Genomic DNA, 24,775 nt, shown 5'->3' on the forward strand with positions numbered 1-24,775 from the left:
TCTCGACAGACTCAGGGTTCGATGCCCCAAATCTCAAGGTAGTGCTTCTTGTAGTCGTTGCTCGGCGCAAATGCGTCTTTGTCGCCCCCCTCAGCGTTAACATTCTGAGGTGTGACAAGATACGGCGCTTGAATAAATCCGCTCGGCGGCATGTTGTGAAGCGCACGGTTCAGCTCATCAATCGCCTGATACGCTTGCATTTCTGTTGGTTCAGACACTGTTACCGCCTGATACTGACCACTACGGATGCGCTCATAGGCTGAGCGCTGTCCATCCGCGCCGATGAGCTTAACAGCCGAATGGTCGATCATCGCGCCTCGCAAAGCGGGAACCTGGAAGTCAAGCGTATAGTCAGCGACGGCCGTCACATAGAGCGGAGTTCCGTATCTCTGTACCCAAGAGAGAACCAGTTGGGGTTGACGCTGGGCGACTTCAGCGATGGGTGAGTTAACATAGTCGAGAAGTTTGCACCCGGCGCAGGCTTTCAGGCGCTCCACAACCGCTCGGCTTTTAGTTTCAGCGATAGCAAATTCATTGTGACTGGTTACGACAACCCTTGCATGGCCATTCGAGTCCGCGATGATCCAATCGGCTTGTGCTTTGCCAATGTCGCGAGGGTCCTCCTGAATGTTCGTGAACAATCCAAGCTCCTTGTCTGGCCCTGGAAGCGCCGCGGCATGAATGCCGACAATTGGAATATTGCGTGCCTCTGCTTCGGCGATCGCATCCTTCAGACTTTTTGCGTCGGCGGAGGTGATGATGCCATCGACCTTCAATGCAATTGCCTGATTAAAGGCCGTGTTCCAGCCTACGGGAGTCGCTTTGCCGTCGATGACAGTCACATCCCAGCCGATTTTCCTCCCGGCTTCGGTGATCGCGACACCCCAGGCATGGTTGGCATCATTGCTTTCATCGTTTGAGATGAACGCGATCTTCTTTCCGGCGATCGGTTTGGGCGCGCTGGTTGGCCCATGCCAGCCATTTTGCGGCCCGGCATAGATGACGAGATCATGCTGTGCGCTCGCAACAATGTCGTCAGCGAAGGCGACGCCCGATATCGTGGAAAGAAGTATCGCGCTTGCGACAAACTTTAACCCCGTTCTCATCCCGGCCTCCCAAAGGGGTCTTTTGCTCAGACCCTTCCACAGCACGCTCATATCAGGCGCGATTGATATATGGTCTTACAGGATTTTTCGCGTTTTTCAAGGGAGATGATAAACCTTCTGGGCTGAGACATGGACGGTTTATTCGCTATCATCAACCGAGACGACGACCACCACCGGCCGAACACTAGTCGGCCTGCCGGTTTCGCCCAGGATGGTCTGACAGGTGTGATTTTCAGCGCACGTGCGAGTTGCCGCCGCCTGACGGGCGGCCCTGTCCAGCGTCAGGCGGCGACCTCGGCTAGTACTCCGTCCCCGTTTCCAGCGGCTGAAGGGCTTTCCAGTAGTTGCGGTACACGGCCGCGAGATGCACCTCCATTGCCGCCTGGGCGCCGACGGGATCGCGGGCGAGGATGGCGTCGTAAACGGCTTTATGCTGTTGATACACCTCCATCCGGGTTGCACCTGCACGCGCAGACATGGAGCGTTGTTCAGCAAGCCATTCGTTCAGGGCGTGGTTTAGCGACGTAAAAATTGGATTGTGGGCGATCATCGCGAGCGTGTAGTGAAACATGAGGTCGGTGTGCTCAAAGGCTTTCTGGCTACCTTCGATAGCCGAGCGATTAGCCTCAAGTGCCTCGCTCAGAGTCGAAAGATCATCGTCACTGGCGCGTAAGGCAACCTCACGCGTAAGACCAATTTCCAGCAGAGCACGGGCATGCTGGAGATGCCGGGCACCATTGGGCTGATTCAGAAAATGGCGGGCAGCGCCTGAGAGATCGCTGACAATCGTTTGCGGCGTCGGCTTGGTCACGCGAGCCGCGGCACCAGCACGAGCCGAGAGAAGTCCTTTGCGCTGAAGTGAGAAGAGCGCTTCCCGCACCGTCGATCGACCAACCCCGAACTGCTCCATCAATTCACGCTCGGATGGAATCTTTTCTCCCTCCAGGAGCCGACCCGAGAAGATCTGCAGTTCAAGGTGTTCCGCAATTTCCTCATAACGTTTGCGGCGCGCGGCTGGAAACCTTGCCGGTGTATCAGCCATCGTCAGTCGCCCTGCCCATGCTTCGAGACCCTTGACCTGTCAGACCAGATTATGCAGTATCGCGCCTAACGATAAAAGCCCCTGTAGAGGGCTAGCGCGGAAAACGGGGGAAATTCTGTGCCAACGCCTTGTTCTGGTCAATGGACCGGAGACTTGTCTCCGATCTGTACAATCGACTACCGGCGTGAGATTAGCCGTCTCGGTCAATATCTCATCAGACCGGATGGACGGAACACGCTCGCAGATCGCTTTGCGGCTTCCCATTGAGCGAGCCGCGCGCCATCGATCTTGACCCAGAGATTGCAAGCTTCGTCCGACTGGCCGAAGGGTTGGGGCAGATTGACGCCAGTGCAGTGCCGTTGGAGACGCTGCGCGAAAGCGCGCGAGCGCTACGGCTCCCCTGGAATGATGGGGGACCAACGATGGCCGCGACGCGGGAGATGGAGCTTGAGGGCCTGCGTTGTCGCCTGCACCATCCCGTTAGCACGGACGCTCTTGAGCCGGCCACGATCTACCTCCACGGGGGAGGATGGACGCTGCTCGACATCGACACGCACGACAACTTGGCTCGAAGGCTTGCACTGGAGAGCGGAAGGCCCGTCATGTTGGTCGACTATCCGCGGGCGCCCGAAAGCTCGTTTCCGCTACCACTGCTCCGATTGCAAGATTTTATCGCAGAGCTTACCCGACGATCCGCCGATTTTGGTTTGGCCAAGAGTTTCGCTCTGTGTGGAGATTCCGCTGGTGCCAATCTTGCGCTGGCCCTCGCGCTGATGTTGCGAGATGCGGCCGAGAACAACCTTCGCGCGCTAGGCCTCATCTACGGTTCTTATGTTGATCGATACGACTCACCATCCCACCGTGCGTTCGGGGGTGGCGATCTACCGCTATCCACAGCGCGCATGCGCTGGTTTTGGGATAATTATGTGCCGAATGCCGCTGAGCGCGGGGACCCGCTAGCGAGCCCGTTGCATGCCGATCTTACTGGCTTGCCGCCGGTCATGATGACCATCGCTCAATACGACATACTCTATGACGAGAACATCGCCGTCGCTGACAGGCTGGGCGCTGCGGGGAACGAACTCTCGGTGAGAGTGTACCCCGGAACCGTACACGGCTTCGTGGAAGCCGCTGGCGCCGTGGGAGCCGTCATAGCTGAGCGCGCTATTCACGACATGGGAAAGTTCCTTCGTCACCAAATCGGAAATCACGAATGATCATCGATCCTCTAGCCACCCGGGAAATCGGAACGACGGGTCTGAGGGTCAGCCAGCTTGGGCTGGGAGGCGCTCCTCTTGGCGATTTCTCGAGCCGTCTGGTCGAGGAGGAGGCTCTCGCGACGGTCGAAGCTGCATGTCAGATCGGGCTGAAGCTTTTCGACACCTCTCCGTTATACGGTCACGGCCTGTCTGAGCATCGCTTCGGCCATGTCCTGCGAAGCAAGGAACGTAACAGCTTTGTTCTGTCAACCAAGGTCGGGCGCTGGTTGCGTCCGCGACCGCCGGGCGAAATCGATCGGGGCTGGTTCGTCGGCGGTCTCAACTTCGAGCCGGTGGTTGACTACAGCTATGACGCCACGCTGCGGTCTCTGGAACAAAGTTTCCAGCGCCTTGGGCTGAACACCATCGACATACTGCATATCCACGATGTCGACGTTTGGACCCACGGACCTGAAAGCTACGAACGGCACTTTCGTGTCGCTGTTGACGGGGCATACAGAGCACTGGAAGAGCTTCGCCGCGCCGGAGTGATCAGGGCCATCGGACTCGGCGTCAACGAGATCGAGCCATGTCTCCGCTTCGCACGCGACTGTGATATCGATTGCTTCCTGCTTGCTGGACGATACACCTTGCTTGAGCATGCGGCGCTCGACGAGTTATTGCCGCTCTGCGAGCGGCGCAACATCAGCATCCTTCTGGGCGGACCCTATAATTCCGGAATTCTTGCAACCGGTGCTGTGGCTGGCGCGACTTATAATTATAAGTCTGCGCCGCCGGAGATCATGGAGCGCGTCTCGGGGATCGAGGCGGTCTGCCGACGTCACCGCGTTCCGATCGCCGCGGCGGCACTTCAATTTCCCTTAGGCCACCCCTGCGTTGCGTCGATGATCCCCGGCGCCATTTCTGCGGAGCAAGTGCAGCGAAACGCTGGCCTCATGCGGACGGAGGTTCCGCCGGATCTTTGGGCCGAGCTAAAGCGCGAAGGGCTGATGCCGGACGCCGCGCGGGTGCCTGCGTGATAGCCACGCCCGGTACGGTGCTGGAAGGTTCAGCCGGATCGGGCGTGGCCCGGCTGTCCGTATCGCAGTTAAGCAAAAGCTTTGGGGGGATTCACGCCCTCCGCGCTGTCAGCTTCGACATTGCGCCGGGCGAAATTCATGCCTTGCTCGGTGAAAACGGGGCAGGAAAATCGACACTGGTCAAGATTGTCTCCGGCCTTCACGTCGCTGACCACGGCGAAGTCTTCCTAGACGGTGTTCCCCGACTATTCCGAACACCCATGGAGGCTCGGCGGGCTGGGGTTGTTGCCGTCTACCAGGACCCGAAGCTGTTTCCACATCTTGATGTGACTGAGAATATCTTCATGGGAGTCCAGCCGCTGCACCGCCTGGGCACTATCGACCGGCGACGTATGTATGACCGCTCTGCCGAACTGCTTTGCGATCTCGAAGCCGGACTTAGCCCAACCGCAATGGTAGCCGGCCTTTCGATCGGGGAGATGCAGTTCGTCGAATTCGCCCGAGCAATGGCCGAAGGCGTCGATCGGCTCCTTTTTCTCGATGAGCCCACGGCGGCTTTGACGCCTTCAGAGACCGAACGCCTTTTTCGGGTGGTTCGGCGACTGCGTGATCGAGGCACCTCGATTGTCTTCATCTCCCATCGCCTTGAGGAACTCGAGGACCTAGTCGACAGTGTCACGGTGTTACGCGATGGTCAGCATGTAACAACAAGGGCGGCAGCCGAGCTCGACGAGGCCGCCGTCGTTCGCCTAATGGTTGGCCGCTCCATTGAGGACCTCTATCCCGGCCGTACCGAATTGGCGGCTGAGACGCCACGCGCTGTGCCGAGCCATCTCGGCGAGGTTCGTCTCAGCGTCCGCGGTCTTGCCCAGCGTGGAGTCTTCGAGAACGTTTCATTCGACGTTCGGGCAGGTGAAGTCGTCGCGATGGCTGGACTGGTCGGCGCAGGGCGTAGCGAGATCGCGCAAACGATCTTTGGCGCGACACCGCCGACTTCCGGGCAAATCTTTGTCGACGGCAAACTGACCAAAGTTTCCAATCCGCGTCAAATGCTATCCCTGGGCCTGGCCTATCTACCCGAGGACCGTGACGGCGAGGGCCTCATTCCCCGCCTCTCCATCATGCGGAACCTTGTGCTGCCGATAATGGGCCGGCTTTCGCATTTTGGTGTCGTAAGCCCGGCCCGAGAGCGGGATGTGAGCCGCCGCTACGCCGCGGACTTACAGATCAAGGCGCAAACCATCGATCAAGCTGTGGCGACGCTCTCAGGCGGCAACCGCCAGAAGGTCGTTCTCGCAAAGTGGCTAGCGATGAATCCGGGCGTGCTGATTCTCGATGAACCGACGCACGGTATAGATATCGGCACCAAGGCGCAGGTCCACGCTATCGTGCGTTCATTGGCCGAGCGCGGGCTCGCCATCTTGCTTATTTCCTCCGACCTGCCGGAAGTTCTGCGGATGGGAGACCGCGTTATAGTGGTTGCGGATGGACGCATCACGGGTGTCTTCAGCCGCGCCGACGCGACGCAAGAGGCTATCATGAGCGCGGCGTCGCGGCGCAGAGAACTGGGCCGATGAAAAGGCGCTCCACACCGGGCGCCCTGCAGGCGGAATCCCTCGTGGTGGCGCCCCTGAACCGGGCAGGCGTTGGCCTATTGCGGAACCGGGCCCTTGGAGTTTCGGTATTCCTGGTTCTGCTCGGATTGCTCTTCTCAGGGCTCGCGCCCAATTTCGCGACCCTCGGCAACGTCAATACCATCGCGCTAAACGGGGCAATCCTGGTCGTCGTCGCTTGTGCTGAGGCGATTGTCGTCATCACGCGGAATTATGATCTTTCCATTGGCTCAACCGTCGCACTCGCCTCGTATGTCGGCCTCGACATTGTGCGACACTTTCCCCACGCCGGACCTATTCTGATTTTGGCGCCAGTCGCGATCGGCACAATCTGCGGGGCGATCAACGGCGTGCTCGTAGCTTATGGCCGCCTTCCTTCAGTGGTGGCGACGCTCGGCACGATGTCGGTCTTTCGAGGTCTCGCTTTCCTTTACGCAAATGGCGGCCAGATTAACGGGTCGGACCTGCCTCCTTGGGTCGAACGCACGGCGACCAGTCACATATTCGGCATATCGACACTTTTGCTCGTTGCTAGCGCCGTGGTCGTACTTGCGAGCCTGATGCTTGGAAAGCTGCGCATTGGTCGTCAAATCTACGCAATCGGGTCGAACCCGGAAGCCGCAGTGTTCTATGGCCTCAATGCACGCCGGGTGGTTTTTACCGCTTACACGATGGCCGGAATGCTCACCGGCCTCGCCGCCTTCCTTTTCGCGGCGCGCGCGAGCTGGATCGTGCCCTATCTGGCTCAGGGCCTGGAACTGACGGCGTTGGCGGCTGTCGTCGTGGGCGGTGTCAGCGTTCTCGGTGGATCCGGCACAGCGCTTGGCGCGGCCATTGGTGCGGTCACGCTCGCGACGCTCGACAACGGTCTCGTCCTGCTCGGGGCATCGGAGTTCGCCCGCGAGCTTATGCAGGGCGCCGCGATCGTTGTGGCGGTCGTCGTTGACGCTTTGCTGCAGCGTCGACTCAGGATGGTGCTCAAAATGATGCGCGATCGGAGATTCTCGTGATACGCCGCCTTCCTGGCTGGGAGACAACGCTGGTCGTTCTCCTTGTGTTCGCGGGTGCGGTAGCTAGCTTCACCTCGCCCTTTTATCTCTCATTCGACCAAATTTCCTATTCGTTGCAACAGTCAATCGCGGTTGTCGGGCTGATCGCGCTGGGGCTGATGGCAGTCGTCGTGATCGGTGAAATCGATATCTCGCTCCCCGCCATTATGGCGCTTGGCAATATCCTGTTTGCCCAACTCTCCCAGGCCGGGTTCTCGGTCTGGCTCGCATTTCCCCTAGTGCTCTTTGTCTGTGGACTGTGCGGGCTTCTCAACGGCGTCTTGGTGGTCCTTTTGGGTCTTCCGTCCCTCGCGATTACGCTCGGCGCAATGGGTGTCTACCGGGCGATCGCCTTGCTGCTAGGCGGTCAGCAGGGCTTCGCAGACTTCCTCCCCGGGTATTTCTGGCTAGGTTCCGCGTCCATATCGGGCATCGTCCCCGTTCCTTTGGTCGTATTGTTGATCGCGGCGCTGCTGTTCGGGTTTGTCATGCACTGGACAGTGCTCGGCCGGGCACTTTTTGCCTGCGGTTTAAACGCCCGGACAGCCTTTCTGTCGGGCATCCGCGTTTACGCGGTCAAGATTGTGGCCTTTACCATCGCCGGCGCAATGAGCGGACTCGCGTCCCTTGTCTACATTGGTCAGTTCCAGTCGGCGCGCGCCGACAATGCGAGCGATATGTTGCTCTTCACTGTCACCGCGGTCGTGCTGGGAGGCGTGGACATTTTTGGAGGGAGGGGAAACGTCGTTGGACTCATCCTATCGCTGTTGCTTCTTGGCACATTGGAGAATGGCATGGGACTCGCGAACGTTTCCGGATCTGTGCAGACTCTGGCGATCGGAACAGTGCTGATCGTCAGCGTGCTCATCGCGCAGGCCGGGTCATGGTCCACCGTGATGAAACGGCTGGGCGTGAACTCGTAGAACTAAGATCTCATAAATCGCTTTAGGGAGAGCTAAGATGGATAAAGAAATGATCCGGCGCTGCACCGAAGCTATGAATGAAGGGAGGATGTCGCGGCGCAAATGGCTACAGCTGATGCTGGCCAGCGGGCTTTCGATGTCCACTATCAGCGCCATGCTGGCAAATACCGGTGTCTTGGTTGGTCGTGCGGACGCAGCCACGCCACTGAGAGTCTTCAACGTGCCAAAGTTCACCGGCTTTGTCTATTTCGAGCTGGCCAAGGCCGGAGGCGAAAAGGCTTGCAAAGAACTAGGAGCGCAGCAGATCTATATCGGCACCACAACCGCTGATGTGGAGGGTCAAGTCCATGTGTTGCAAAACATCGTGCCTCAAAGGCCGGACTGCATAGTGATCGCGGCGCTTGATATCAACGCGCCCGTTCCGACCCTGAAGCAGGCGCGTCGGCGGGGCGCGATCGTCGTGACATTCGACGCCGATGTCGCTCCCGCCGGTCGAGATCTCTTCATCAACATGGCACCATTCGACGTGCAGGCGAGGGCGATGCTGGAGTCGGCTCTGGCTAACGCCCCTGACGGCGGCAAGGCGATCTGGATCGCGCCGACGCCCACTGTGGCGAATTTCATTTCACAAAAAAAGGCGATCGACGATCTCATCGCCAAAGACCCAAAATTCAAGTCGATCCAATTCGTGGATACGCTCTACGCCAACGACGACGCCGATAAGAGCTACTCCATCGGCACATCTGCGATGCAGGCACATCCTGACCTCAAGCTCTTCATATCCGGATCCGGCATCAGTACTCCAGCAATCAACAAGGCGATTCAGGATACGGATCGTGTCGGTAAGGTCTTCGCGACGGGTTTTGCCCTACCAAGCACGATGAAGACCTATCTGAGCAGCGGCACTTGCAAACAATACGCGCTCTGGAGCCCATACAAATACGGCTACATGGCGACCTACTTCGCGATTCTTCTCAAGTCCGGCAAGATCAAGAACGCAGCGGGTGTTGCCGTCGACGTGCCGACCATAGGCAGTCGAACAATCGAGGAAGGCTCAGTCGCCGATTTGTCTTCGATGCTCTTTTTCAGCAAAGGACACGACGACTTCGACACGGCTACTCCGATGACCTGACCTCAGAGGCTCCACCGAGCGGTGCGAACGGACGGAACGCGGGATACGGTGTCTTGTCGACCGGTTGGTGGGTCTCTCGATTGGCTGTCGGACTTTCGCAATTCCTTGATCGACATTCGTCTGGTATCGTTCGTTCTCTCAGGTTCGCGTCAAAGGACGCGTGGCGGCTGTTACAATCAGAATGATGATGGCACCCGTTAGCAGGTAACGCAGGCCCACGGGTGTCCGGAACGAGTTCAGCATGATGGTCAGCAAATTAAAGAAGAGAGCCGATCCCCAGATGCCGATCGCATTAGCCTGGCCGCCCGCGACGCTCGTGCCACCCAACACGACGACAGCAATCGACTCCATCAAATAGGTATCGCCCATGTTAAGGGCTGCCCCGCCGGTGAAACCTGCGAGAAGGAACCCCGCAAGTCCCGCAAAAAGCCCGGCGCCCGCGTAGCTGATCAACCGCACCTGCCGTGTCCTGATCCCCGCGAAGCGCGCCGCAGCCTCACTTTGCCCGGTTGCCAGCAAGCGCCGGCCGAACAAGCTGCGCTTTAGCCCAATCGCGAGGCCAATCGTGAGTAATACCACCAGGACGGCCAGAACACTCACCGGTCCGACGCTCAAGCTCGTGAAAGCTGACAGAAGCGATGGCGGCTTTATCGTCGCATCGCCGCCGGCATTCATCGCAAGTGACTGGAAGACAAAACTGGAAGCTAGCGTCGCGATGATCGGCGGCAGGCGCAACAGCAGAATCGCGGCATAGTTAAAGGCGCCCGCAAGCAAGCCCACGGCCGCGACAACCAGCAATCCGACAGGTATCCAGGCGTTGGAACCGTGCATCACGCCCATGCCGAGATAGGCACAGAGCGTCAGAACCGCGGGCACGGACAGGTCGATATTACCCGGACCCGAGGTGATCACGAGCATCTGACTGATCGCCACGAGAACACTGAAGATGCTGAATGCCATGGCCGCATGGAAGGTCGCACTCGCACCGCCCCCGCGGGAGACGATAATGGTCGCGACAAACAAAACAGCCGCGCCGATGAAACCGAAAAGCCAAGGGGATTGGCGGATCGAGTGGCTTTGCATGATTAACGCCCACTGCGCCCGATGAACACTCGGCCGGCAAGAACCAGAAACAGAATGACCCCTTGCGCTCCGACCTGCCAAACTGGCGGAACATTGAGAAAACTCAGAAGTGACCCGGCGAGCGAGAGCGTCATCGCGCCCACCACCGTTCCGACCGGAGAGACGAGGCCACCTGTGAAACTGCCACCGCCCAGGATGACGGCGCCGACGCCGAGCAGGGTGTAGGTCGGCGCGATGTTGGGGTCGCCCGAGGTGGTGAGGCCGGAAAGCGCAAGGCCGGACAGAACGGCAAGTCCCCCGGCAGTGCCGTACATCATGATCCGGGCCTGCAAAAGCGACCAGCCGGCGCGCGCGGCGGCACGAGGATTCGCCCCTGCACCCAGCAGAACAACGCCATAGGCGCTTCGCTTCAGTAGCCAGTGCCCAGCCGCCGCCAAGGCGACGGCAATCACCAGTGGTAGAGGAATCCAGGGCGTTTGCAGCGCCATCGTGGCCGTGAGCCAGTCCGGCGCCGTGCCCCCAGGAGACGGCAAAATCAACAAGGCGAGGCCAAGCCAGACGAAGGACATCCCGAGCGTGACAATGATCGAGGGTAGGCTCCGAAGCTGAATCAGCACGCCGACCGCGGCATAGGCGACGATGCCCGCGGCCAAGAGCAACATCGCGATGAACGGCTTGTCCCGCAGGAAGACAGCCACGACGCAGGTAACAAAACCAACGAAGTTGCCCACCGAGAGATCGATGTCACCGAGGCAGATGACGAGCATCTGAGCCATAGAAGCCAGAATGAGCGGGACCGCCAAATTGAATAGCAGTCCGAAGCCAAAATAGCTGAACGCGGCGGGGCGGATCGCGAAGATGACGACCAGCATGACGACGAGCGCGATAAAGGGCAGCGCGAGCTGCAGATGGTCAGGGTTCATGCGATGGCCCGCGCGACGAGCGGGCTGGCGCTTCTTGCCGATCCCCACCGACGGCGGCGGGCGGACTACCTCAGACAAGGGCGTCCTCCCCGAAGGACGCCTGCACGATGCGGGCGGAAGTCACCTCCGTGCCCTGCAACCGTGTCGTCGCTCGCTGCTGATGAAAGATGTAGACGGTATCGCAGTTGGCCATTTCCTCGATCTCGGAGGCGAACCAGACGAAGCAGCGGCCGGCGGCCGCTTCCTCCCTGATCATGCGATAGACCTCCCGCTTAGTACCCACATCGACGCCGCGCATGGGATCGTCGAGGAAGATGATCGGCGCGTCCGTCGCCAAAGCACGCGCGAACAATACTTTTTGCTGGTTGCCGCCGCTAAGTGTGGTGAGCAAGCGGTCGATCCCGTCGGTTTTGACCTTCATGCGGTCAACCCAATCCCGCGCCATCACACGCTCCCGCACGCGGGAAATCAGTAATCCGTCGCGCAAGGCGGCAATGCTGCGGATGGTCATGTTCTCGCAGATCGACCAGAGGGGAAAGACGCCTTCAGCGCCGCGGTCTCCCGCGACATACGCGGCTTCACCCTCACCACCGGCGGCGAAGAACAGCATGCGCAGCCGCTCGCGCTGACCATGACCGTCTAGGCCGGCAAAGCCCACGACCTCTCCAGCCGACGCCTCTATCGGCAGTTCCTGCCCAGGCGTGCCCGGTGTTGCGATGCGCTTGATACCGAGGCTTCGCCGCGTCGCCTCCTCCGCAAGCGGCGTCTCGATATGGCCCATCATCCCGACGAGATCCCGGCGCCTGAGACCAGCCGCTTCACGACGTCCCACCACCTCGCCGTCGACCATCACCACCACGCGGTCGCAGACTTCGAGGATCTCGTCGAGCCTGTGGGAAATCAGGATGGAAGCAACGCCGCGATCGGCTGCACGCCGGATGAACCGCAGCAATTGTGCGGTGGCCTCATGGCCGAGAGATGATGTGGGCTCATCGAGGATGACGAACCGCGCCGGCAGGTCGGTATCGGTATAGGCGCGGGCAATCTCCACCATCTGGCGCTCCGCCAGAGACAGGTCCTCCACCTTCGCCCTGAGCGGGATGCCATGCTCAGGAAAAATATCCTCGAGCATGCCGTGGATCAGTCGCCCTGCCCGTCCGCGCCAGCCGAAGCCGCGCAGGCTCGCATGCAACATGCGTGTATTCTCAGCCAGATCCAGATTCCGGCACAACGACAATTCCTGGAATACGCAGCGCACACCATGGCGCAGCGCCTTGGCTGGACTGTAGTCTGCGCCGATCGCAGTCCCGCCGATCAGGAAGTCGCCTGCATCACGGCCGACGACACCCGCGATGATGTTCATCAGCGTGGACTTACCGGCACCATTGTGGCCGACAAGCCCCACCACATCGCCGGCAACAATGGAGAAGTCCGTCCCCCGGAGTGCGCGAACAGGTCCGAAGGATTTGGCGGCTGCCCGAAGCTCAAGTGTGGGTCGCTCGCGGAGAGTCGATAGCGCCATCAAACGACCTACCCGTTCTCGCTGTCCGTTCCGATTGCACCAATAGTTAGGGAGCCGGCGGCGGAACCGGCGGCATGGCCGAGTGATTGGTGTTGGCATCGATGATCTTGACAACAAGATCTTTGGGATAGGGCGGGTTGGCGACTCCACCAGGCGGAATCGTCCTGAGATAGGCGTCGAGATTGGTTTGATCTACGCGCAACAGAGGCACGATCACTTTCTTCGGCACGGTTTTGCCGGCTAGGATCTGCTGCGTGACCCAGAAACTGATCTGCGAAATGCTAGGCGTCGCGGAAATGGCGAAGGTCTCGTAGCCATTCTTGTCGTGTTCCTGCTTCCACCACGCCAGTTCGTCCTGCCGATTCCCCATGATGATGATGGGCACCTTGCGATTGGAATTCTGGAAGGCGATGGCCGCGCCGTAGCCGTCCCCACCTTGGGTCACGACGGCATCCACCTGCGGCAGCGACGGCAGGATTCCGCTCACCTCCTTTTGCGCAACCGTTGAGGTCCACTGGCCATAAACCGTGCCCACGATCTTGAGGCCCGGATAGGCGGTCATGGCGGCATGTACGCCGTCGCTTATGTCCTTGTCCGTGGAATCGCCCGCGATGCCGCGAATTTCAAGGATGTTGCCATGCCCATTGAGGCGCTTGGCGATATATTCGATTTCCTGTTTGCCATAGGACGACCAATCGTAGTTGACCTGCCAAGCGCAGGATGCGGTCACGATGCCTGCGAAGGAAACCACGGTGATCCCTTGGGCACAGGCGGATTTGACGACACCATTCAGTGCGGAAGATGACGCGGCCAACACGGCGATGCCGTTGTAGCCCTGCAGAATCATGTTCTGAATCTGCGACGCTTGTTCAGTGACCGAGCTGTTGGCACTGACGACTGTTGCGCCCTTGATCGTCTTAGCGGCGATTTCTTGCGCGGTGACATTCTGCCAATCTTTGACCATGACTTGCCGGAATGAATTCCCATTGTAGGAATTGCTCAAGGCGATGGTCTTGCCCGTGGTGCTGGTTGTGCCGGGTCCATCCGCGGCCTCCGCTGCAAGCGGCATCGCCACAAGAGCAGTGAAAGCTAGAAGCGCTTGCCTGGTCAGGCCGATGCACAGACCACGTAGCGCTTCAGCAGCGTCTGGGTTTACTTGGCTATGGATCAATGGTCGCACTCCCTGTTGTGCGGCGCCGCGATTCGCGCGGCCGAATTTTGAGCCGGATCTCAATCCGAAGAAGCAAAGTATACTACCATGGCAGTTTACCGAAGTGAACTAAATCACAGCGGCAGCCCATCGATTTCCGCCACCGCATTCATGACGCCGCGCAATTCGGCAAGCCCCTTGAGACGACCGATAACCGGGTAACCCGGGTGAGTTTTCTTGCCAACATCGTCAAGCAACTCGTGCCCGTGGTCGGAGCGCATGGGGATGCGCCAGCGCGGGTCGCCCGCCGCACGGCGTCGGCCGGCGGCCTCCAGCAGCGCGCGAACTACCGGCACCATGGCAACGTCGCCACCGAGATGATTGGCCTCCATAAACGAGCCATCCGGCTCCTTGAGGACATTGCGCAGATGAGCGAACCAAGTCCGGTCCGCGAAGCGTCTGGCGATGGCGGGCAAATCATTCGCCGGTCCCGCGCCAAGCGAGCCGGTGCAGAGCGTCAAGCCGTTCGCCGGGCTGTCGATGGCACTCAAAATAAAGGCGATGTCGTCTTCGCTCGAGGCTATGCGACTGAGGCCGAACATGGGACGGGGAGGATCGTCCGGATGGATGCAAAGGCGGATACCCGCCTCTTCTGCTGTGGGCACAACCTCTTTCAGAAACCGTACGAGATTGGCGCGTAGCGCGGTTTTGTCGATACCCTGATAGCTGTTGAGTATGCGTCGCAGACTCGGGACGTCATAGCGGTCGTACGCCCCGGGCAACCCGGCCATGATCGCCGCCAGCAGCGCGTCTCTCTCCGCCTCGTCCGAAGCGTTGAACCAGACCCGCGCGCGGTCAAGCAGCGGCGCGTCATATTCGTCCTCAGCATTGGGACGCGCGAGAACGAAGCAGTCGAAGGCCGCGATCTCGTGGGCATTGTAGCGCAACGCATTGCCGCCGCCCGGTAGCGGGGCCCGCAACTGCGTCCGTGTCCAGTCCAGGATCGGCATGAAGTTGTAGCAGACGGTCCGAACCCCCACGGTGGCCAGGTTCCGCAACGACTGGCGATAGGCGTCGAAATGCCCGTCGAGAGCGCCGCTGCCGCGTTTGATGTCCTCATGGATCGGGAGGCTCTCCACCACGCTCCAGCGCAGCCCAAGCGCAGGATCCGCCTCAATCAACCCCTTGCGCGCCTCGATGCTCTCGAGGGTCCATAGGACGCCGTAGGGAATGTCATGCAGCGCGGTCACTATGCCGGTGGCGCCGGTTTGAGCGACATCGCGCAGCGTCACGATGTCGCTCGGGCCGAACCATCGCCAAGTCTGCTCCATTCGTTATGCGTCCTTCTTGTGCAGGAGATATCGTTCGACGGTCACTCTGGCGCCATCGCGCGCCAGGCGGGCATAGGCGCCTTCGATTGCCCGGATGAAGCCGTCATGGCGCTCAAGGTCGGTGCCAAAAATCGCTTTTTCGGACAGAAGAGCGCGAACGGCCCCTTCGGACCCGGCGCCCTCAATGCGGGCACGGAGGCCAGCGGCAAGAGGGTCGCGCACATCGATCGCAGCGCCTGTTTCATCGATGCCGCCGACGTAGCGGCACCAGGCTGCAATGGTCAGCGCGAGGCAGGGGATCGGCAGGCCACGGGCCAGACGATCGCGGACCGAGCCTAAAAGGCGCTGGGGCAGCTTCTGTGATCCGTCCATGGCAATCTGCCAGGTCCGGTGCTGGATGGCGGGGTTGCGGAAACGCTCCGCCAGACCGCGGGTATAGTCGACCAGATCCGTCTCAGGTGGCGGCGGAACAGTCAAAAGCACCTCCGCCCAGAGGCGATCTACGAACGCCGCAAGAACTGGATCAGCCATTGCCTCGGCGATTGTCTGGCGCCCGGCCAGATAGCCCACATAGGCGAGCGCGGAATGCGCGCCATTGAGTAGACGCAGCTTCATGAGCTCGAAGGGCTCGACATTCTCGGTGAGCATCGCGCCGACTCGTTCCCAACGCGGCCGCAGGCCATCAATAAAATGGTCCTCGATCACCCATTGGCGGAAAGGCTCGTGCGAAACCGGCGCCGCATCAGCGAACCCGGTGAGCATCGCAGCTTCAACCGCATCCTCGGGCACCGCCGCCGGAACAATCCGGTCGACCATGCTGCAGGGGAACGCGCCGTCTGCTGCGATCCAGGCCGAGAGGTCAGGGGCACCGACTTCGGCGAAGTTGGCGACAAGTCCCGCGAGCAACCGGCCGTTGGCGGGAAGATTGTCGCAACTCAGCACGGTGAAGGGTCTGACGCCCGCAAGGCGCCGACGACGCAACGCCTCCACAATGAAACCGACAGCGGTCCGCGGGGCATCAGGCTTGGCCAAATCATGCACGATATCCGGGTGTGACAGATTCAGGCGCCCGCTGGCGGGATCGTGGCAATAACCCTTTTCTGTCACCGTAAGCGTAACAATTGCCGTTGCGGGTGCCGCGAGCGCGTCTAGCACGTTGCTCGGGTTCTCGGGCGCCACCAACACCCCCGAGAGGCAATTGACGATGCGGGCGGTATTGCCGCGAGGTCCGCGCTCGATCGCCGTGTAAAGATAGTCCTGCGGGGCAAGGCGGTCCCGCTGATCCGGTCGCTGCAGACTGACGCCAAGGATATCCCAGGCCTCTCCACCCGCCGCTTCCGCGTCCTCGGCATAAAGTGCCAGGTGAGCGCGGGCGAACGCCCCGATACCGAGATGGACGATACGCCGGTCAGCAGGACCGCGCGGCGACGGATGCGTCTTGCGGGACAACCGTGGTGAGGTTGAGACGTCAGGCATCGAACGCCAACTGTCCCCTCGCTTGTTGCCCACAAATCCCGGTCCTGCTCACGCGAACCAGGACGTCTGTTGCCCCAAGCGCCTCGTCGGGGCCGGAAATCAGCGCCAGCCGATACGGCTGTTCGACGATGACCTCGACCATTTGCCATCTCTCATACTAGTCGGCTAGATTGACCATAGGGGCGCCACCAGGTCAAGCAGACTTGTCGAAACTCGGTGGAGCACTGAAACGGTCAATGGTCGGCGCCGCGCTGTCGTGCCTCGCGTTCGTCGCCTCAGTCTGGGAGTTAGTCGATGAGCATTGGGATCGCCCAGCAGCTTGGACCGTCTGAAGGGCTAGGCCCCATTGGCCTGCATGTGCGTAAGATCATCGAGGAGCGAATTGTCACAAACGTCTTCCGGCCCGGCGAGCGACTCTCGGAGAACGATTTGGCCGAACTTCTCGGCGTCAGTCGCCAGCCGATACGTGAGGCGCTCATTCGACTAACGGAAGCGGGGCTTGTGCGTGTCATGCCCCAACGCGCCACGATCGTGACCCGGATATCCGTCGCGCGTGTCAATAGCGCACGGTTCCTGCGTGCGGCAGTGGAACGGGCGGTCGTTCGTGAGGCCGCGCTTCAGGCCAAACCTCACCACATCGCACAGATGCGCGCGCTGATTCGGGAGCAGACGACGGCTATTCGGGAGGGTGATCATGCGCGTTTTCTCGCGCTCGATGACGATCTTCACCGGGCTTTCGCTGTATCCATGGCCCATGAGGGCGTTTGGCGAACATTGCAGAACGTCAAACTACAGATGGACCGCGTGCGATACCTCAGCCTCCCCGACGCAACGCCGGCATCACGACTGATTCGCCAACATGCTGCAATCGTCGACGCAATCGCGGCACGCGACCCGGATGCGGCGGAGGCCATGATGCAGAAGCATCTGGAAGAGCTTCTCAGCTCCCTCCCCCGACTCGTCGCACGGTTGCCGGAGTATTTCGATAGTTGCGATGTCGCCTGAGGGATCCGGAAAGGAGGTCAATGATGCGCGTCTCGCGCGCCTCCGCCGGTCCTCATGGTATCGCCACGAGGGGGCGGACCTGTGTTCTGTGCCACCCTTCTGCGTGTCGCTGCCAATAGACCTGCTTCAGTTTTGACGAAAGTGCACCGGGTCGGTCGTTGCCAACTATCCGCTTTCCGATGCGTGAGACCGGCATTACGCCACCGGCCGTAGTGGCGCAAAAAACCTCGTCGGCGTCCTCGAGCAAAGCGCGCGGGATTGGCGCAATGGTCGCTGTGATCCCCATTTCTGCACAAAGTTCCAAGACGGACCGACGCGTGATCCCATGCAGGCTGCCGCGGTCCGGGGTCAGAACCCGACCGTCCTTCACGATGAAAATGTTGAAGCCAGGTCCTTCAGTAACGAAGCCATCTGCGTCGCATAGCACGGCGGTATCGTAGCCATTATCGTGGGCCTCAAAAAGGCCGGTAGTCAGATCACTCCATTGATAATTCTTCACCGTTGGATCAACGGAGGCGTCAGGAACACGTGGTGTGCTAGCGATCCAAAGATGGGCACCACGAGCCTGCACGTCCGGCGGAATGACATCAATCCATGGTAGCGCGTAAGCGACGAGATGGTTCTCGCAATCGGCCGGCCGCCGTGAACCGGCTGTGCGCGGCCGCCCTCGCAGCGCGACCATTGCTACATAAGCATCTTGCAATCCGGTGAGAGCAACGCAGCGATGGAGCACTGCCTCAATCGCAGACCTGTCTTCCGGGGGACGAAGACGTCGGGATTCCATCGAACGCTCGAACCGATCTAGGTGGTCACTAAGTCGAAAGAACCCGCCCTGGAATACATGCACAACGTCATAGACCGCATCGGATCGTGTAAATCCCCAGTCCGTCACTGGAATGGCGGCCTCTGCGATGGGGAGGTAGCGGCCCTTCACATAGGCTGCTCCAGCGGTATACGAGGATTGATCCATACTGAGTGTCTCCAAGCAGTTCACGGTCGGCGAACATGGCTGCGGCTGTAATCTCTAGCGGCCAACAAACGAACAAGCCGCAGCAGCCACGACCTCATAGCGCGGCATCGATGGAAACAGCAAATTGGCCGACGGCCAGCGCTGAAACGGCACCTTCCGACTAGAACTGGATGACGAGCCGTCCTCTCGTACCGCCAGCCTCTAGCCGGCGATGGACGTCAGCCGCCATCTCCGGCGGATAGACATCTGCCACGCGAAGCGTGAGTCTGCCGGCCTCGACCTCCTGTCGGAGCCGATCGAGCTTCTCCAGCTCCTGCGCGTAGGAACGCACAAAGGTTGTCGTGAAGTGGATGTCCCGCTGCGGGATGCCTTGGAATCCGCGGACAGACGTGAAGCCGCCTCCGTCACGAACAGCGGAGATGACAGGCTCATTGAGCACCGCTCCGTCTGCTAGTCCGTCGACCCCTTGAGGAAAGTGGCTGCGAATCCGCGACGCGACGTCATCGCCTCGTTTAACAACGATGTCGGCCCCGAGCGATGCAACCAGCTTTTCGTCTTTTTCGGAAGCATCGGCGATGACCGTGAGCCCGTCGGCTTTGGCGAGTTGGATGACGTAGCCGCCGTAAGCGCCCGCAGCGCCGGTCACTGCGATGACCTGGCCCGGAGACAGCTTGAGCAGATCAAGGGATAGCCGGGCCGTCAGACCGTTCATCGGCAAGGTGCAGGCCTCCGAGTGAGGCTTTCCGGAAGGTGCCTTCACAACCGATCGGGCATCAAGCACAATTTGCTCGCGATAGGCACCATGGCTGCCTTTGGGCAAAACGATCGCGATGACGGCGTCCCCAACCTTCAGCCTGTCGGGAACGCCACTTCCAACTTCATCGACGATCCCCGCTGCCTCCATTCCCGGCACGTAAGGCGGCGGATCGGCCTTCTGCTGTTCGGCGCGTGTCCCGTCTCGGGCCAGCACGTCCGTAGGGTTGACCGTCGCTGCACGCACGCGGACCCGCACCTGTCCAGAGCCGGCGTGAACTTCGGGCAATTCGACGACCCGTAGAACCTCAGGACCGCCATGAATGAATAATCCCACTGCGCGCATCGCTTCGTCCTTCGTCCAATAGGCCAAGTCGCGTTTGGCACCCGCAGGAATGGTAATGGACCGACCCGCCTAAGGTCCAGGATGCGATCGGTCAGCGTGGAACTAGCGGTGTCCTGCGGAAGCCGAGATCCGCGGCGCAATGGTCTTGGATCGCGAACTTACCTTGCAACACGCCACGTCGGAACATGATTTTTCGGAAGATGTAGCATGTCCGGCTCAATAGCCGTCGAAAGGGCCGGAGCCCGGAATGAAAGAACTGCCGCCCAGTTCCTTACGGCGCGGGTTCAGCTTGCGTCCCGACCCCGACAGCTACCTTATTTCCGAGCGGGTATCGTCTCTCAAGGCGCTCTGCGCAGCTGTGGCGGCTCACATGGCCGTGAAGCCGTCACGGCAACGCTGAAGCGCGGCACTTATCTCATCAACACGGCACGCGGCAGACTCGTTGACCGCGACGCTGTCTTGCGGGCACCGGTGCGAAATCCTACAAACTGATCTGAGGTACAGCTGCGAGTCCGGCCTTACACAAGTCGACCAACATACCTTCTCTGGGTGGCGTCAAAGGTGTTCGATCTGGAATGCGAATAAAGAGGGGGTCGAGGGCTTTGGCCAAGCCGAGGTCTACTATTGCTGTTGCGCGGGAGAACATCGTGGCGCCATCTCAGGCTTGAAAGGAAAGAGTGTCATGTCCGCGGGAAATGCTGCGACGGAGGAGGATCAACGTGCATCCTATCTGCGCGATGCGCAGAACAAAGCAATTTGCCTGTTTGACGAGATAGAACGCGACCTGATCCGGCCAGGCGTCAGCGAGCAGGGACTCAGCGACCAGATCCACGCGCTTGCCGCCGAGCGCTACGGCGTGACCGCCCATTGGCACAAGCGTGTGATCAGGAGCGGGCCGCATACGCTGATGCCGTATGTCGAAAATCCGCCGGACCGCATAGTCGAGGCGGACGATATCCTGTTTGTCGATCTGGGACCGGTGTTCGAGGCCTGGGAAGCGGATTTCGGGCGAACCTTCGTGCTGGGGGGCGATCCTGTCAAACATCGGCTCCGGGACGCGCTTGAGCCGGTTTTTCTTGCGGCAAAGTCCCACTTTCAATCCAATCCCGACATCACCGGCGAAGCCTTTTATGACATCGCGTGCGAATTGGCGAAACAGGCGGGGTGGGAGTTCGGCGGCCGCATTGCTGGACATCTCGTTGGCTCTTTTCCGCACGAGACGATCCCCAACGACCGGATCACGCTGTACATCACCCGGGGCAACCTTGACGCCATGAGCCGCCTCAATCCGCTGGGACAAAAGCGGCACTGGATATTGGAGATCCATCTTGTGGACCGCGCTCGCCAAATCGGTGGATTCTACGAGCAACTCCTGACAGTCGATTGAGTGGCGACGTCAGAGTTGCCAATGAGCGCAACTATACAAATCGCAGCAGCCGTTGTGATTCGAGAGAACGGGCACTAGCCCGCGCAGTCATGCCGATCGGCCGCACCGAAATTTAAACGACGCTAGAAGAGAATGACGGCCTTTTCCACTACCTCGGGCTTCGCGAGCGCCAGCTCGATCACGTCCGACGCGTCTTTAAGCTCAATCCGGTGAGTGATGATGGTGCGCACTTTGCTTTGATTCTCGCGAACCAGCTTTAGCGCCTCGGGAAACATACGAACGCTATTACGCGAGCCGAAGACCGCCAACTCCTTTTTGGAATAGGTGATAACTGGCACTGCGACGTCACGATCCGAGATCCCTACGATGACAATCCGCCCAGCCGCCGAGACGACATCGAATGCGCTGCGTATGGCGGCCGGCGAGCCTGTCGCATCGATCACCACCGTCGGCCCATCTCCTCCGAGCCAGCGTCTAATCTCGGATACCCAGTCGCCACGCGCATCGACAACTTTGTCGGCCCCGACTGCCGCGGCACGCTCAAGGCGAGTTTGAACAAGATCAGCGACAGCCACTCTCGCGCCGTAGGCCTTCGCACTCAGCAGCAACGCTTGGCCGATGGGTCCGGCGCCGATAATCAATACGCTGTCCCCATCATTCACGCCCGCGCGTTTGACCGCTTGTAGGGCAATGGTCATCGGCTCGGCGAAGGCGGCCAGCTCACGATCGAGATCGCCGGCCTCATTAAGCAATCTCTCCGGTACGCATAGCAATTCCTGGAAGGCGCCAGGTGAGTGCACGCCGATGATATTGAGGTCGATGCAGCAGTTGTATCGCCCGAGGCTGCAAGGATAGCAATGTCCACACCCGATGAGGGGTTCCACCACGACACGGCTTCCGACTGGGATTAGCCGCTCGCAATCCGCGCCGAACCCCAGAACCGTTCCGCAAAATTCGTGACCCTGAACCTGAGGGAAGCGGGAATAGGGATGATCACCGAGATAGAGGTGATAATCCGAGCCGCAAATCCCCGCGGCCTCGATTTTGATCAGCGCCTCCCCGCTAGCTGGCCCTAGAGGCTCCGCTGTCTGGAGCACCTCCATATGCCGCGGTGCCGTCGTCACGAGCGATTGCATCAGGCCGATCCTTACCTTACTCGTGCGGGCACACCACCCGGCTCGACAGATTTCCTCGGTCAGAAAAGATCCCAGTAGTGATCGCGGGCTCTGGCCGCTTTGGCCGATTCCTCTAGGATGATTTTGCCCATCCTAAGATAGTAAACCCGTGAGGACAGCCGTAACGCGCTGCGGACGTTCTGGTCAACGAGGAGAATGGACACGCCGGTGGTCGAGCAGAGGCGGGCGATTTCGGTCATGATCATGGCAGCCGTCGCTGGCGCCAGCCCGATCGAAGGCTCGTCGAGCAGCATGAGGCGGGGTCGGTTGACGATCGCCATGCCGATTGCAAGCATCCGCTGTTCCCCGCCGCTGAGCGTGCCGGCGAGCTGGTCACGACGTTCGCGCAAGCGAGGAAAGATCTTGAATATCTCGTTCAGCCTGTCGTCGAGATCAGGCGGCGAGGTCGAGTAAGCGCCAAGACGCAGGTTGGTTACAACGCTCAGCGGCCGGAAGACCGGTGACTCGGCTGGCGTCATGGAAATCCCGGCCGCGACGTTGCGATAGTAGGACCGGCGGGAAATGTCATGACCGAAGCTTCGAACCACGCCTGAGCGGTCACGCATCATCCCCATGATCGACTGTAGAAGACTGGTCTTGCCCGCGCCGTTGTGACCAAGCACGGTGACGATCTCGCCCTCATCGACATGAAGATTCACATCTGTCAATACCACCCGCTTCCCATAGCGAGCGCTAAGGCCCGATACGGTGAGCGGCGTTCCGCTGTGGTCTTTTGCGAGATCCACAGCTCAGGTCCCGAAATACAAATCGACGAGATCGGGACGCGTGGTGATGGCTTCAACGGTTCCTTCCGCCATGATGGCACCCGCGTTCATAAACAAAATTCGATCCGCCAGTTCCGAGACGACGTGCAAGCTATGCTCGACGATACAGATCGACTTGCCGCTTTGCGCAAGCGTTCGAACGAGCGCGATGATCTGGTCAGCCGCCTGGGGATCAACCCCCGATGTCGGTTCATCGAGCAGGAGAACCTGCGCACCTGTTGCCAGCAGGCGCGCGAAAGCGACAAGCTTTTGCTGGCCGAAAGCGAGATCTTGGGCGGTGCGGTTCGCGTGCGGTGCGATTCCGACATTCTCCAACTGACGCAGCGCCTCGGCCCTCACCTCGGCTTCGCCCCTAGCTACCCGCATAGGCGCAAGAAATGTCATAGCCAGGTTCTCGCCAGCTTGACGAGGAACGCCGATCGCAACGTTGTTGAGGGCGGAAAGACCGGGCAAAATGCGTACATGCTGGAAATATCGCGCCATGCCAGATCTGGCCACTGCGCAGGGATCAGCACCCGCTAAGGATTGCCCGTGCAGCGTCACCTCTCCTTGGTCCGGGCGGATCGCGCCCGTCATCAGATTGAAGATCGTGCTTTTGCCAGCACCGTTCGGTCCGATCAACGCGACGATTTCTCCCGGATGCAGGTCGAAGCTGACGTCCTTTACCGCCTGCAGACCACCGAAACTCTTCGAGAGATTCCTGACCCGGACAATTGGCGAGGCGATCATCGGACTGGGCACGCTACTTTTAGCTAAGGCCGGTTGATCCCGCTCGCCCACCGTCTTTAGGAGCGTGGCTTGTACGACCCTAGGTACTGCGGAGATCGCCTCCCGAGGAAAACGGCGCATCGCAATCAAACCTTCCGGCAGCAGTCCTCGTGGCCTGAAAACCATACCGGCAACTAGGATCGATCCGTAGATGACGGTCTGCCACGGGACCGCGCTGTCGCTCGACAGCGAGGGGACGTTTTCCAGGATCGGGCGCAACGCACCGATAACGATTGCCGCGACAACGCTGCCCAAGATGTTTCCCGGACCACCGAGGGCGACGCAGGCCGCAACCAGAATCGCGAGATCGAGGCTGTATGTTGTAGGCGCGACGAACTGCATATAGGCGGCCGAGATTGCGCCCGTCGCGCCTGCCATGGCGGCCGTCATCGCGAAAGCGAGCGACTTCGGCGCGATCGTCCGCTTTCCTAGCGCCTGGATCGCGATCTCGTCCTCACGAATCCCGCGCAGAAGGCGGCCAAATGGTGATCGGCCAATCCACCAACACACCAGCGAGACAAACGCGGCCCAGGCAAGCAGGAACCAAAAAGCTTGATCGGTGGTGTTTATCTCGTAGCCAAAAAATCCGATTGGCGGAACCACGATTCCGTTCGGACCACCCGTCAGCCCGACCCAGCTCGAAGCGATCGTAACGAACAAAAAATGGAAAGCAAGTGTCAGCAGGATCAGATAGTCGCCCCTTACGCGACGGGCCGCTGGTGCCGCGACCACAAGTCCGCCGACGAAGGACACAACGATCGCGCTGGCTAGGCCGCCAAGAAACGGCCAGCCTGGTCCGATGACCGCGGCGCCGGTGAGGGTCATTCCCTGCGCGGTCATGATCGCGCAGGTATAGGCGCCCAGGCCATAGAACGCCGCCGTCGCCATCGACATCTGGCCGGCGAAGCCGAGAAGCAGGTTCAGCGAAACCGCTAGCGCCACCAGGAACGTGATCTGGTTCGCGAGATCGGCGATATAGGACCCACCCATCTTCTAT

At 60.2% G+C, this 24,775-nt stretch carries 22 protein-coding genes; 8 read left to right on the forward strand and 14 right to left on the reverse strand.

All coding sequences use genetic code 11. The features are described from left to right. Positions 1-11: 11 nt before the first annotated feature. Positions 12-1,157, reverse strand: a complete 1,146-nt coding sequence (locus GSQ92_RS02160) for a substrate-binding domain-containing protein (RefSeq protein WP_159012921.1) — start codon at positions 1,155-1,157, stop codon at positions 12-14. Positions 1,158-1,404: 247 nt separating this feature from the next. Next, positions 1,405-2,148, reverse strand: a complete 744-nt coding sequence (locus GSQ92_RS02165; protein ID WP_159012922.1) for an FCD domain-containing protein — start codon at positions 2,146-2,148, stop codon at positions 1,405-1,407. A 263-nt stretch (positions 2,149-2,411) separates the two neighbouring features. Here GSQ92_RS02165 and GSQ92_RS02170 point away from each other — a divergent pair, with 263 nt between their 5' ends. Genes GSQ92_RS02170 through GSQ92_RS02195 form a run of 6 tightly spaced genes read left to right on the forward strand, consistent with a single transcriptional unit; the run spans position 2,412 to position 9,104 of the window. Then, on the forward strand, positions 2,412-3,365 hold the full coding sequence (locus tag GSQ92_RS02170; RefSeq protein ID WP_159012923.1) for an alpha/beta hydrolase: 954 nt from the start codon (positions 2,412-2,414) through the stop codon (positions 3,363-3,365). Further along, positions 3,362-4,387 (forward strand): aldo/keto reductase, encoded by a 1,026-nt coding sequence (locus tag GSQ92_RS02175; protein WP_159012924.1) that lies wholly within the window; start codon positions 3,362-3,364, stop codon positions 4,385-4,387. The genes GSQ92_RS02170 and GSQ92_RS02175 overlap by 4 nt, the downstream gene beginning before the upstream one ends. Further along, positions 4,384-5,964 carry a sugar ABC transporter ATP-binding protein gene (locus tag GSQ92_RS02180; protein ID WP_216856721.1) on the forward strand — a complete coding sequence of 527 codons (1,581 nt, stop codon included), beginning with the start codon at positions 4,384-4,386 and terminating at the stop codon, positions 5,962-5,964. Before GSQ92_RS02175 ends, GSQ92_RS02180 begins: the two co-directional genes overlap by 4 nt. Next, positions 5,961-7,010, forward strand: a complete 1,050-nt coding sequence (locus GSQ92_RS02185) for an ABC transporter permease (RefSeq protein ID WP_158804129.1) — start codon at positions 5,961-5,963, stop codon at positions 7,008-7,010. Before GSQ92_RS02180 ends, GSQ92_RS02185 begins: the two co-directional genes overlap by 4 nt. Continuing rightward, entirely contained in the window at positions 7,007-7,972 is a 966-nt protein-coding gene (locus tag GSQ92_RS02190) for an ABC transporter permease (RefSeq protein ID WP_158804128.1), read from the forward strand. Before GSQ92_RS02185 ends, GSQ92_RS02190 begins: the two co-directional genes overlap by 4 nt. Positions 7,973-8,009: 37 nt before the next feature. After that, positions 8,010-9,104 (forward strand): autoinducer 2 ABC transporter substrate-binding protein, encoded by a 1,095-nt coding sequence (locus tag GSQ92_RS02195; protein WP_159012925.1) that lies wholly within the window; start codon positions 8,010-8,012, stop codon positions 9,102-9,104. Positions 9,105-9,242: 138 nt separating this feature from the next. Here GSQ92_RS02195 and GSQ92_RS02200 read toward each other — a convergent pair whose 3' ends face one another. The 7 genes from GSQ92_RS02200 to GSQ92_RS02230 form a co-directional block, all read right to left on the reverse strand. Beyond that, positions 9,243-10,187, reverse strand: a complete 945-nt coding sequence (locus tag GSQ92_RS02200) for an ABC transporter permease (RefSeq protein ID WP_159012926.1) — start codon at positions 10,185-10,187, stop codon at positions 9,243-9,245. Between the two features lie 2 nt (positions 10,188-10,189). Then, positions 10,190-11,188: an ABC transporter permease gene (locus GSQ92_RS02205; protein WP_254065744.1), complete on the reverse strand. Its 999-nt coding sequence runs from the start codon at positions 11,186-11,188 to the stop codon at positions 10,190-10,192. After that, complete coding sequence (locus tag GSQ92_RS02210) at positions 11,181-12,632, reverse strand: ATP-binding cassette domain-containing protein (RefSeq protein ID WP_159012927.1); 1,452 nt, start codon at positions 12,630-12,632, stop codon at positions 11,181-11,183. Before GSQ92_RS02210 ends, GSQ92_RS02205 begins: the two co-directional genes overlap by 8 nt. A 46-nt stretch (positions 12,633-12,678) precedes the next feature. Next, positions 12,679-13,701 carry an ABC transporter substrate-binding protein gene (locus tag GSQ92_RS02215; RefSeq protein ID WP_158804223.1) on the reverse strand — a complete coding sequence of 341 codons (1,023 nt, stop codon included), beginning with the start codon at positions 13,699-13,701 and terminating at the stop codon, positions 12,679-12,681. A 215-nt stretch (positions 13,702-13,916) separates the two neighbouring features. After that, a complete protein-coding gene (uxuA, locus tag GSQ92_RS02220) occupies positions 13,917-15,113 on the reverse strand; it encodes a mannonate dehydratase (RefSeq protein WP_159012928.1) in 1,197 nt (398 codons plus the stop codon). Between the two features lie 3 nt (positions 15,114-15,116). Beyond that, on the reverse strand, positions 15,117-16,589 hold the full coding sequence (locus tag GSQ92_RS02225) for a mannitol dehydrogenase family protein (protein WP_159012929.1): 1,473 nt from the start codon (positions 16,587-16,589) through the stop codon (positions 15,117-15,119). Beyond that, positions 16,582-16,731, reverse strand: coding sequence for a hypothetical protein (locus GSQ92_RS02230; RefSeq protein ID WP_159012930.1), 150 nt, complete (start codon positions 16,729-16,731; stop codon positions 16,582-16,584). Before GSQ92_RS02230 ends, GSQ92_RS02225 begins: the two co-directional genes overlap by 8 nt. Positions 16,732-16,883: 152 nt before the next feature. On the opposite strand from GSQ92_RS02230, the gene GSQ92_RS02235 reads away from it, so the two are divergent. Next, positions 16,884-17,594, forward strand: coding sequence for a GntR family transcriptional regulator (locus tag GSQ92_RS02235; RefSeq protein ID WP_159012931.1), 711 nt, complete (start codon positions 16,884-16,886; stop codon positions 17,592-17,594). 52 nt (positions 17,595-17,646) lie between these two features. Here the strand turns inward: GSQ92_RS02235 and GSQ92_RS02240 are convergent, their stop codons facing one another. Next, positions 17,647-18,564, reverse strand: coding sequence for an aminotransferase class IV (locus tag GSQ92_RS02240; protein WP_159012932.1), 918 nt, complete (start codon positions 18,562-18,564; stop codon positions 17,647-17,649). A gap of 160 nt (positions 18,565-18,724) precedes the next feature. After that, positions 18,725-19,663 (reverse strand): NADP-dependent oxidoreductase, encoded by a 939-nt coding sequence (locus GSQ92_RS02245; protein WP_158804119.1) that lies wholly within the window; start codon positions 19,661-19,663, stop codon positions 18,725-18,727. Between the two features lie 442 nt (positions 19,664-20,105). Between GSQ92_RS02245 and GSQ92_RS02255 the strand changes: the two genes are divergently transcribed. Beyond that, positions 20,106-21,050 carry a M24 family metallopeptidase gene (locus tag GSQ92_RS02255; RefSeq protein WP_216856722.1) on the forward strand — a complete coding sequence of 315 codons (945 nt, stop codon included), beginning with the start codon at positions 20,106-20,108 and terminating at the stop codon, positions 21,048-21,050. A gap of 122 nt (positions 21,051-21,172) precedes the next feature. Here GSQ92_RS02255 and GSQ92_RS02260 read toward each other — a convergent pair whose 3' ends face one another. The 3 genes from GSQ92_RS02260 to GSQ92_RS02270 form a co-directional block, all read right to left on the reverse strand. Beyond that, the gene (locus GSQ92_RS02260) at positions 21,173-22,186 is read right to left on the reverse strand and encodes a zinc-binding alcohol dehydrogenase family protein (protein WP_159012933.1); all 1,014 of its coding nucleotides are present in this window, start codon (positions 22,184-22,186) and stop codon (positions 21,173-21,175) included. A gap of 59 nt (positions 22,187-22,245) precedes the next feature. Beyond that, a complete protein-coding gene (locus tag GSQ92_RS02265; protein WP_254065762.1) occupies positions 22,246-22,884 on the reverse strand; it encodes an ABC transporter ATP-binding protein in 639 nt (212 codons plus the stop codon). Between the two features lie 90 nt (positions 22,885-22,974). After that, complete coding sequence (locus tag GSQ92_RS02270) at positions 22,975-24,768, reverse strand: ABC transporter permease subunit (protein ID WP_159012934.1); 1,794 nt, start codon at positions 24,766-24,768, stop codon at positions 22,975-22,977. Between the last annotated feature and the right edge of the window lie 7 nt (positions 24,769-24,775).

The sequence above is a fragment of the Acidisoma sp. S159 genome (assembly GCF_009766125.1).
Lineage (GTDB): Bacteria > Pseudomonadota > Alphaproteobacteria > Acetobacterales > Acetobacteraceae > Acidisoma.

Coding starts and splice junctions, on each gene's coding strand:
- GSQ92_RS02160 (WP_159012921.1), bottom strand. CDS start 1,157: ATGAGCGTGCTGTGGAAGGGTCTGAGCAAAAGACCCCTTTGGGAGGCC.
- GSQ92_RS02165 (WP_159012922.1), bottom strand. CDS start 2,148: ATGGCTGATACACCGGCAAGGTTTCCAGCCGCGCGCCGCAAACGTTAT.
- GSQ92_RS02175 (WP_159012924.1), top strand. CDS start 3,362: ATGATCATCGATCCTCTAGCCACCCGGGAAATCGGAACGACGGGTCTG.
- GSQ92_RS02185 (WP_158804129.1), top strand. CDS start 5,961: ATGAAAAGGCGCTCCACACCGGGCGCCCTGCAGGCGGAATCCCTCGTG.
- GSQ92_RS02195 (WP_159012925.1), top strand. CDS start 8,010: ATGGATAAAGAAATGATCCGGCGCTGCACCGAAGCTATGAATGAAGGG.
- GSQ92_RS02200 (WP_159012926.1), bottom strand. CDS start 10,187: ATGCAAAGCCACTCGATCCGCCAATCCCCTTGGCTTTTCGGTTTCATC.
- GSQ92_RS02210 (WP_159012927.1), bottom strand. CDS start 12,632: ATGGCGCTATCGACTCTCCGCGAGCGACCCACACTTGAGCTTCGGGCA.
- GSQ92_RS02215 (WP_158804223.1), bottom strand. CDS start 13,701: ATGCCGCTTGCAGCGGAGGCCGCGGATGGACCCGGCACAACCAGCACC.
- uxuA (WP_159012928.1), bottom strand. CDS start 15,113: ATGGAGCAGACTTGGCGATGGTTCGGCCCGAGCGACATCGTGACGCTG.
- GSQ92_RS02225 (WP_159012929.1), bottom strand. CDS start 16,589: ATGCCTGACGTCTCAACCTCACCACGGTTGTCCCGCAAGACGCATCCG.
- GSQ92_RS02230 (WP_159012930.1), bottom strand. CDS start 16,731: ATGGTCGAGGTCATCGTCGAACAGCCGTATCGGCTGGCGCTGATTTCC.
- GSQ92_RS02235 (WP_159012931.1), top strand. CDS start 16,884: ATGAGCATTGGGATCGCCCAGCAGCTTGGACCGTCTGAAGGGCTAGGC.
- GSQ92_RS02240 (WP_159012932.1), bottom strand. CDS start 18,564: ATGGATCAATCCTCGTATACCGCTGGAGCAGCCTATGTGAAGGGCCGC.
- GSQ92_RS02245 (WP_158804119.1), bottom strand. CDS start 19,663: ATGCGCGCAGTGGGATTATTCATTCATGGCGGTCCTGAGGTTCTACGG.
- GSQ92_RS02260 (WP_159012933.1), bottom strand. CDS start 22,186: ATGCAATCGCTCGTGACGACGGCACCGCGGCATATGGAGGTGCTCCAG.
- GSQ92_RS02270 (WP_159012934.1), bottom strand. CDS start 24,768: ATGGGTGGGTCCTATATCGCCGATCTCGCGAACCAGATCACGTTCCTG.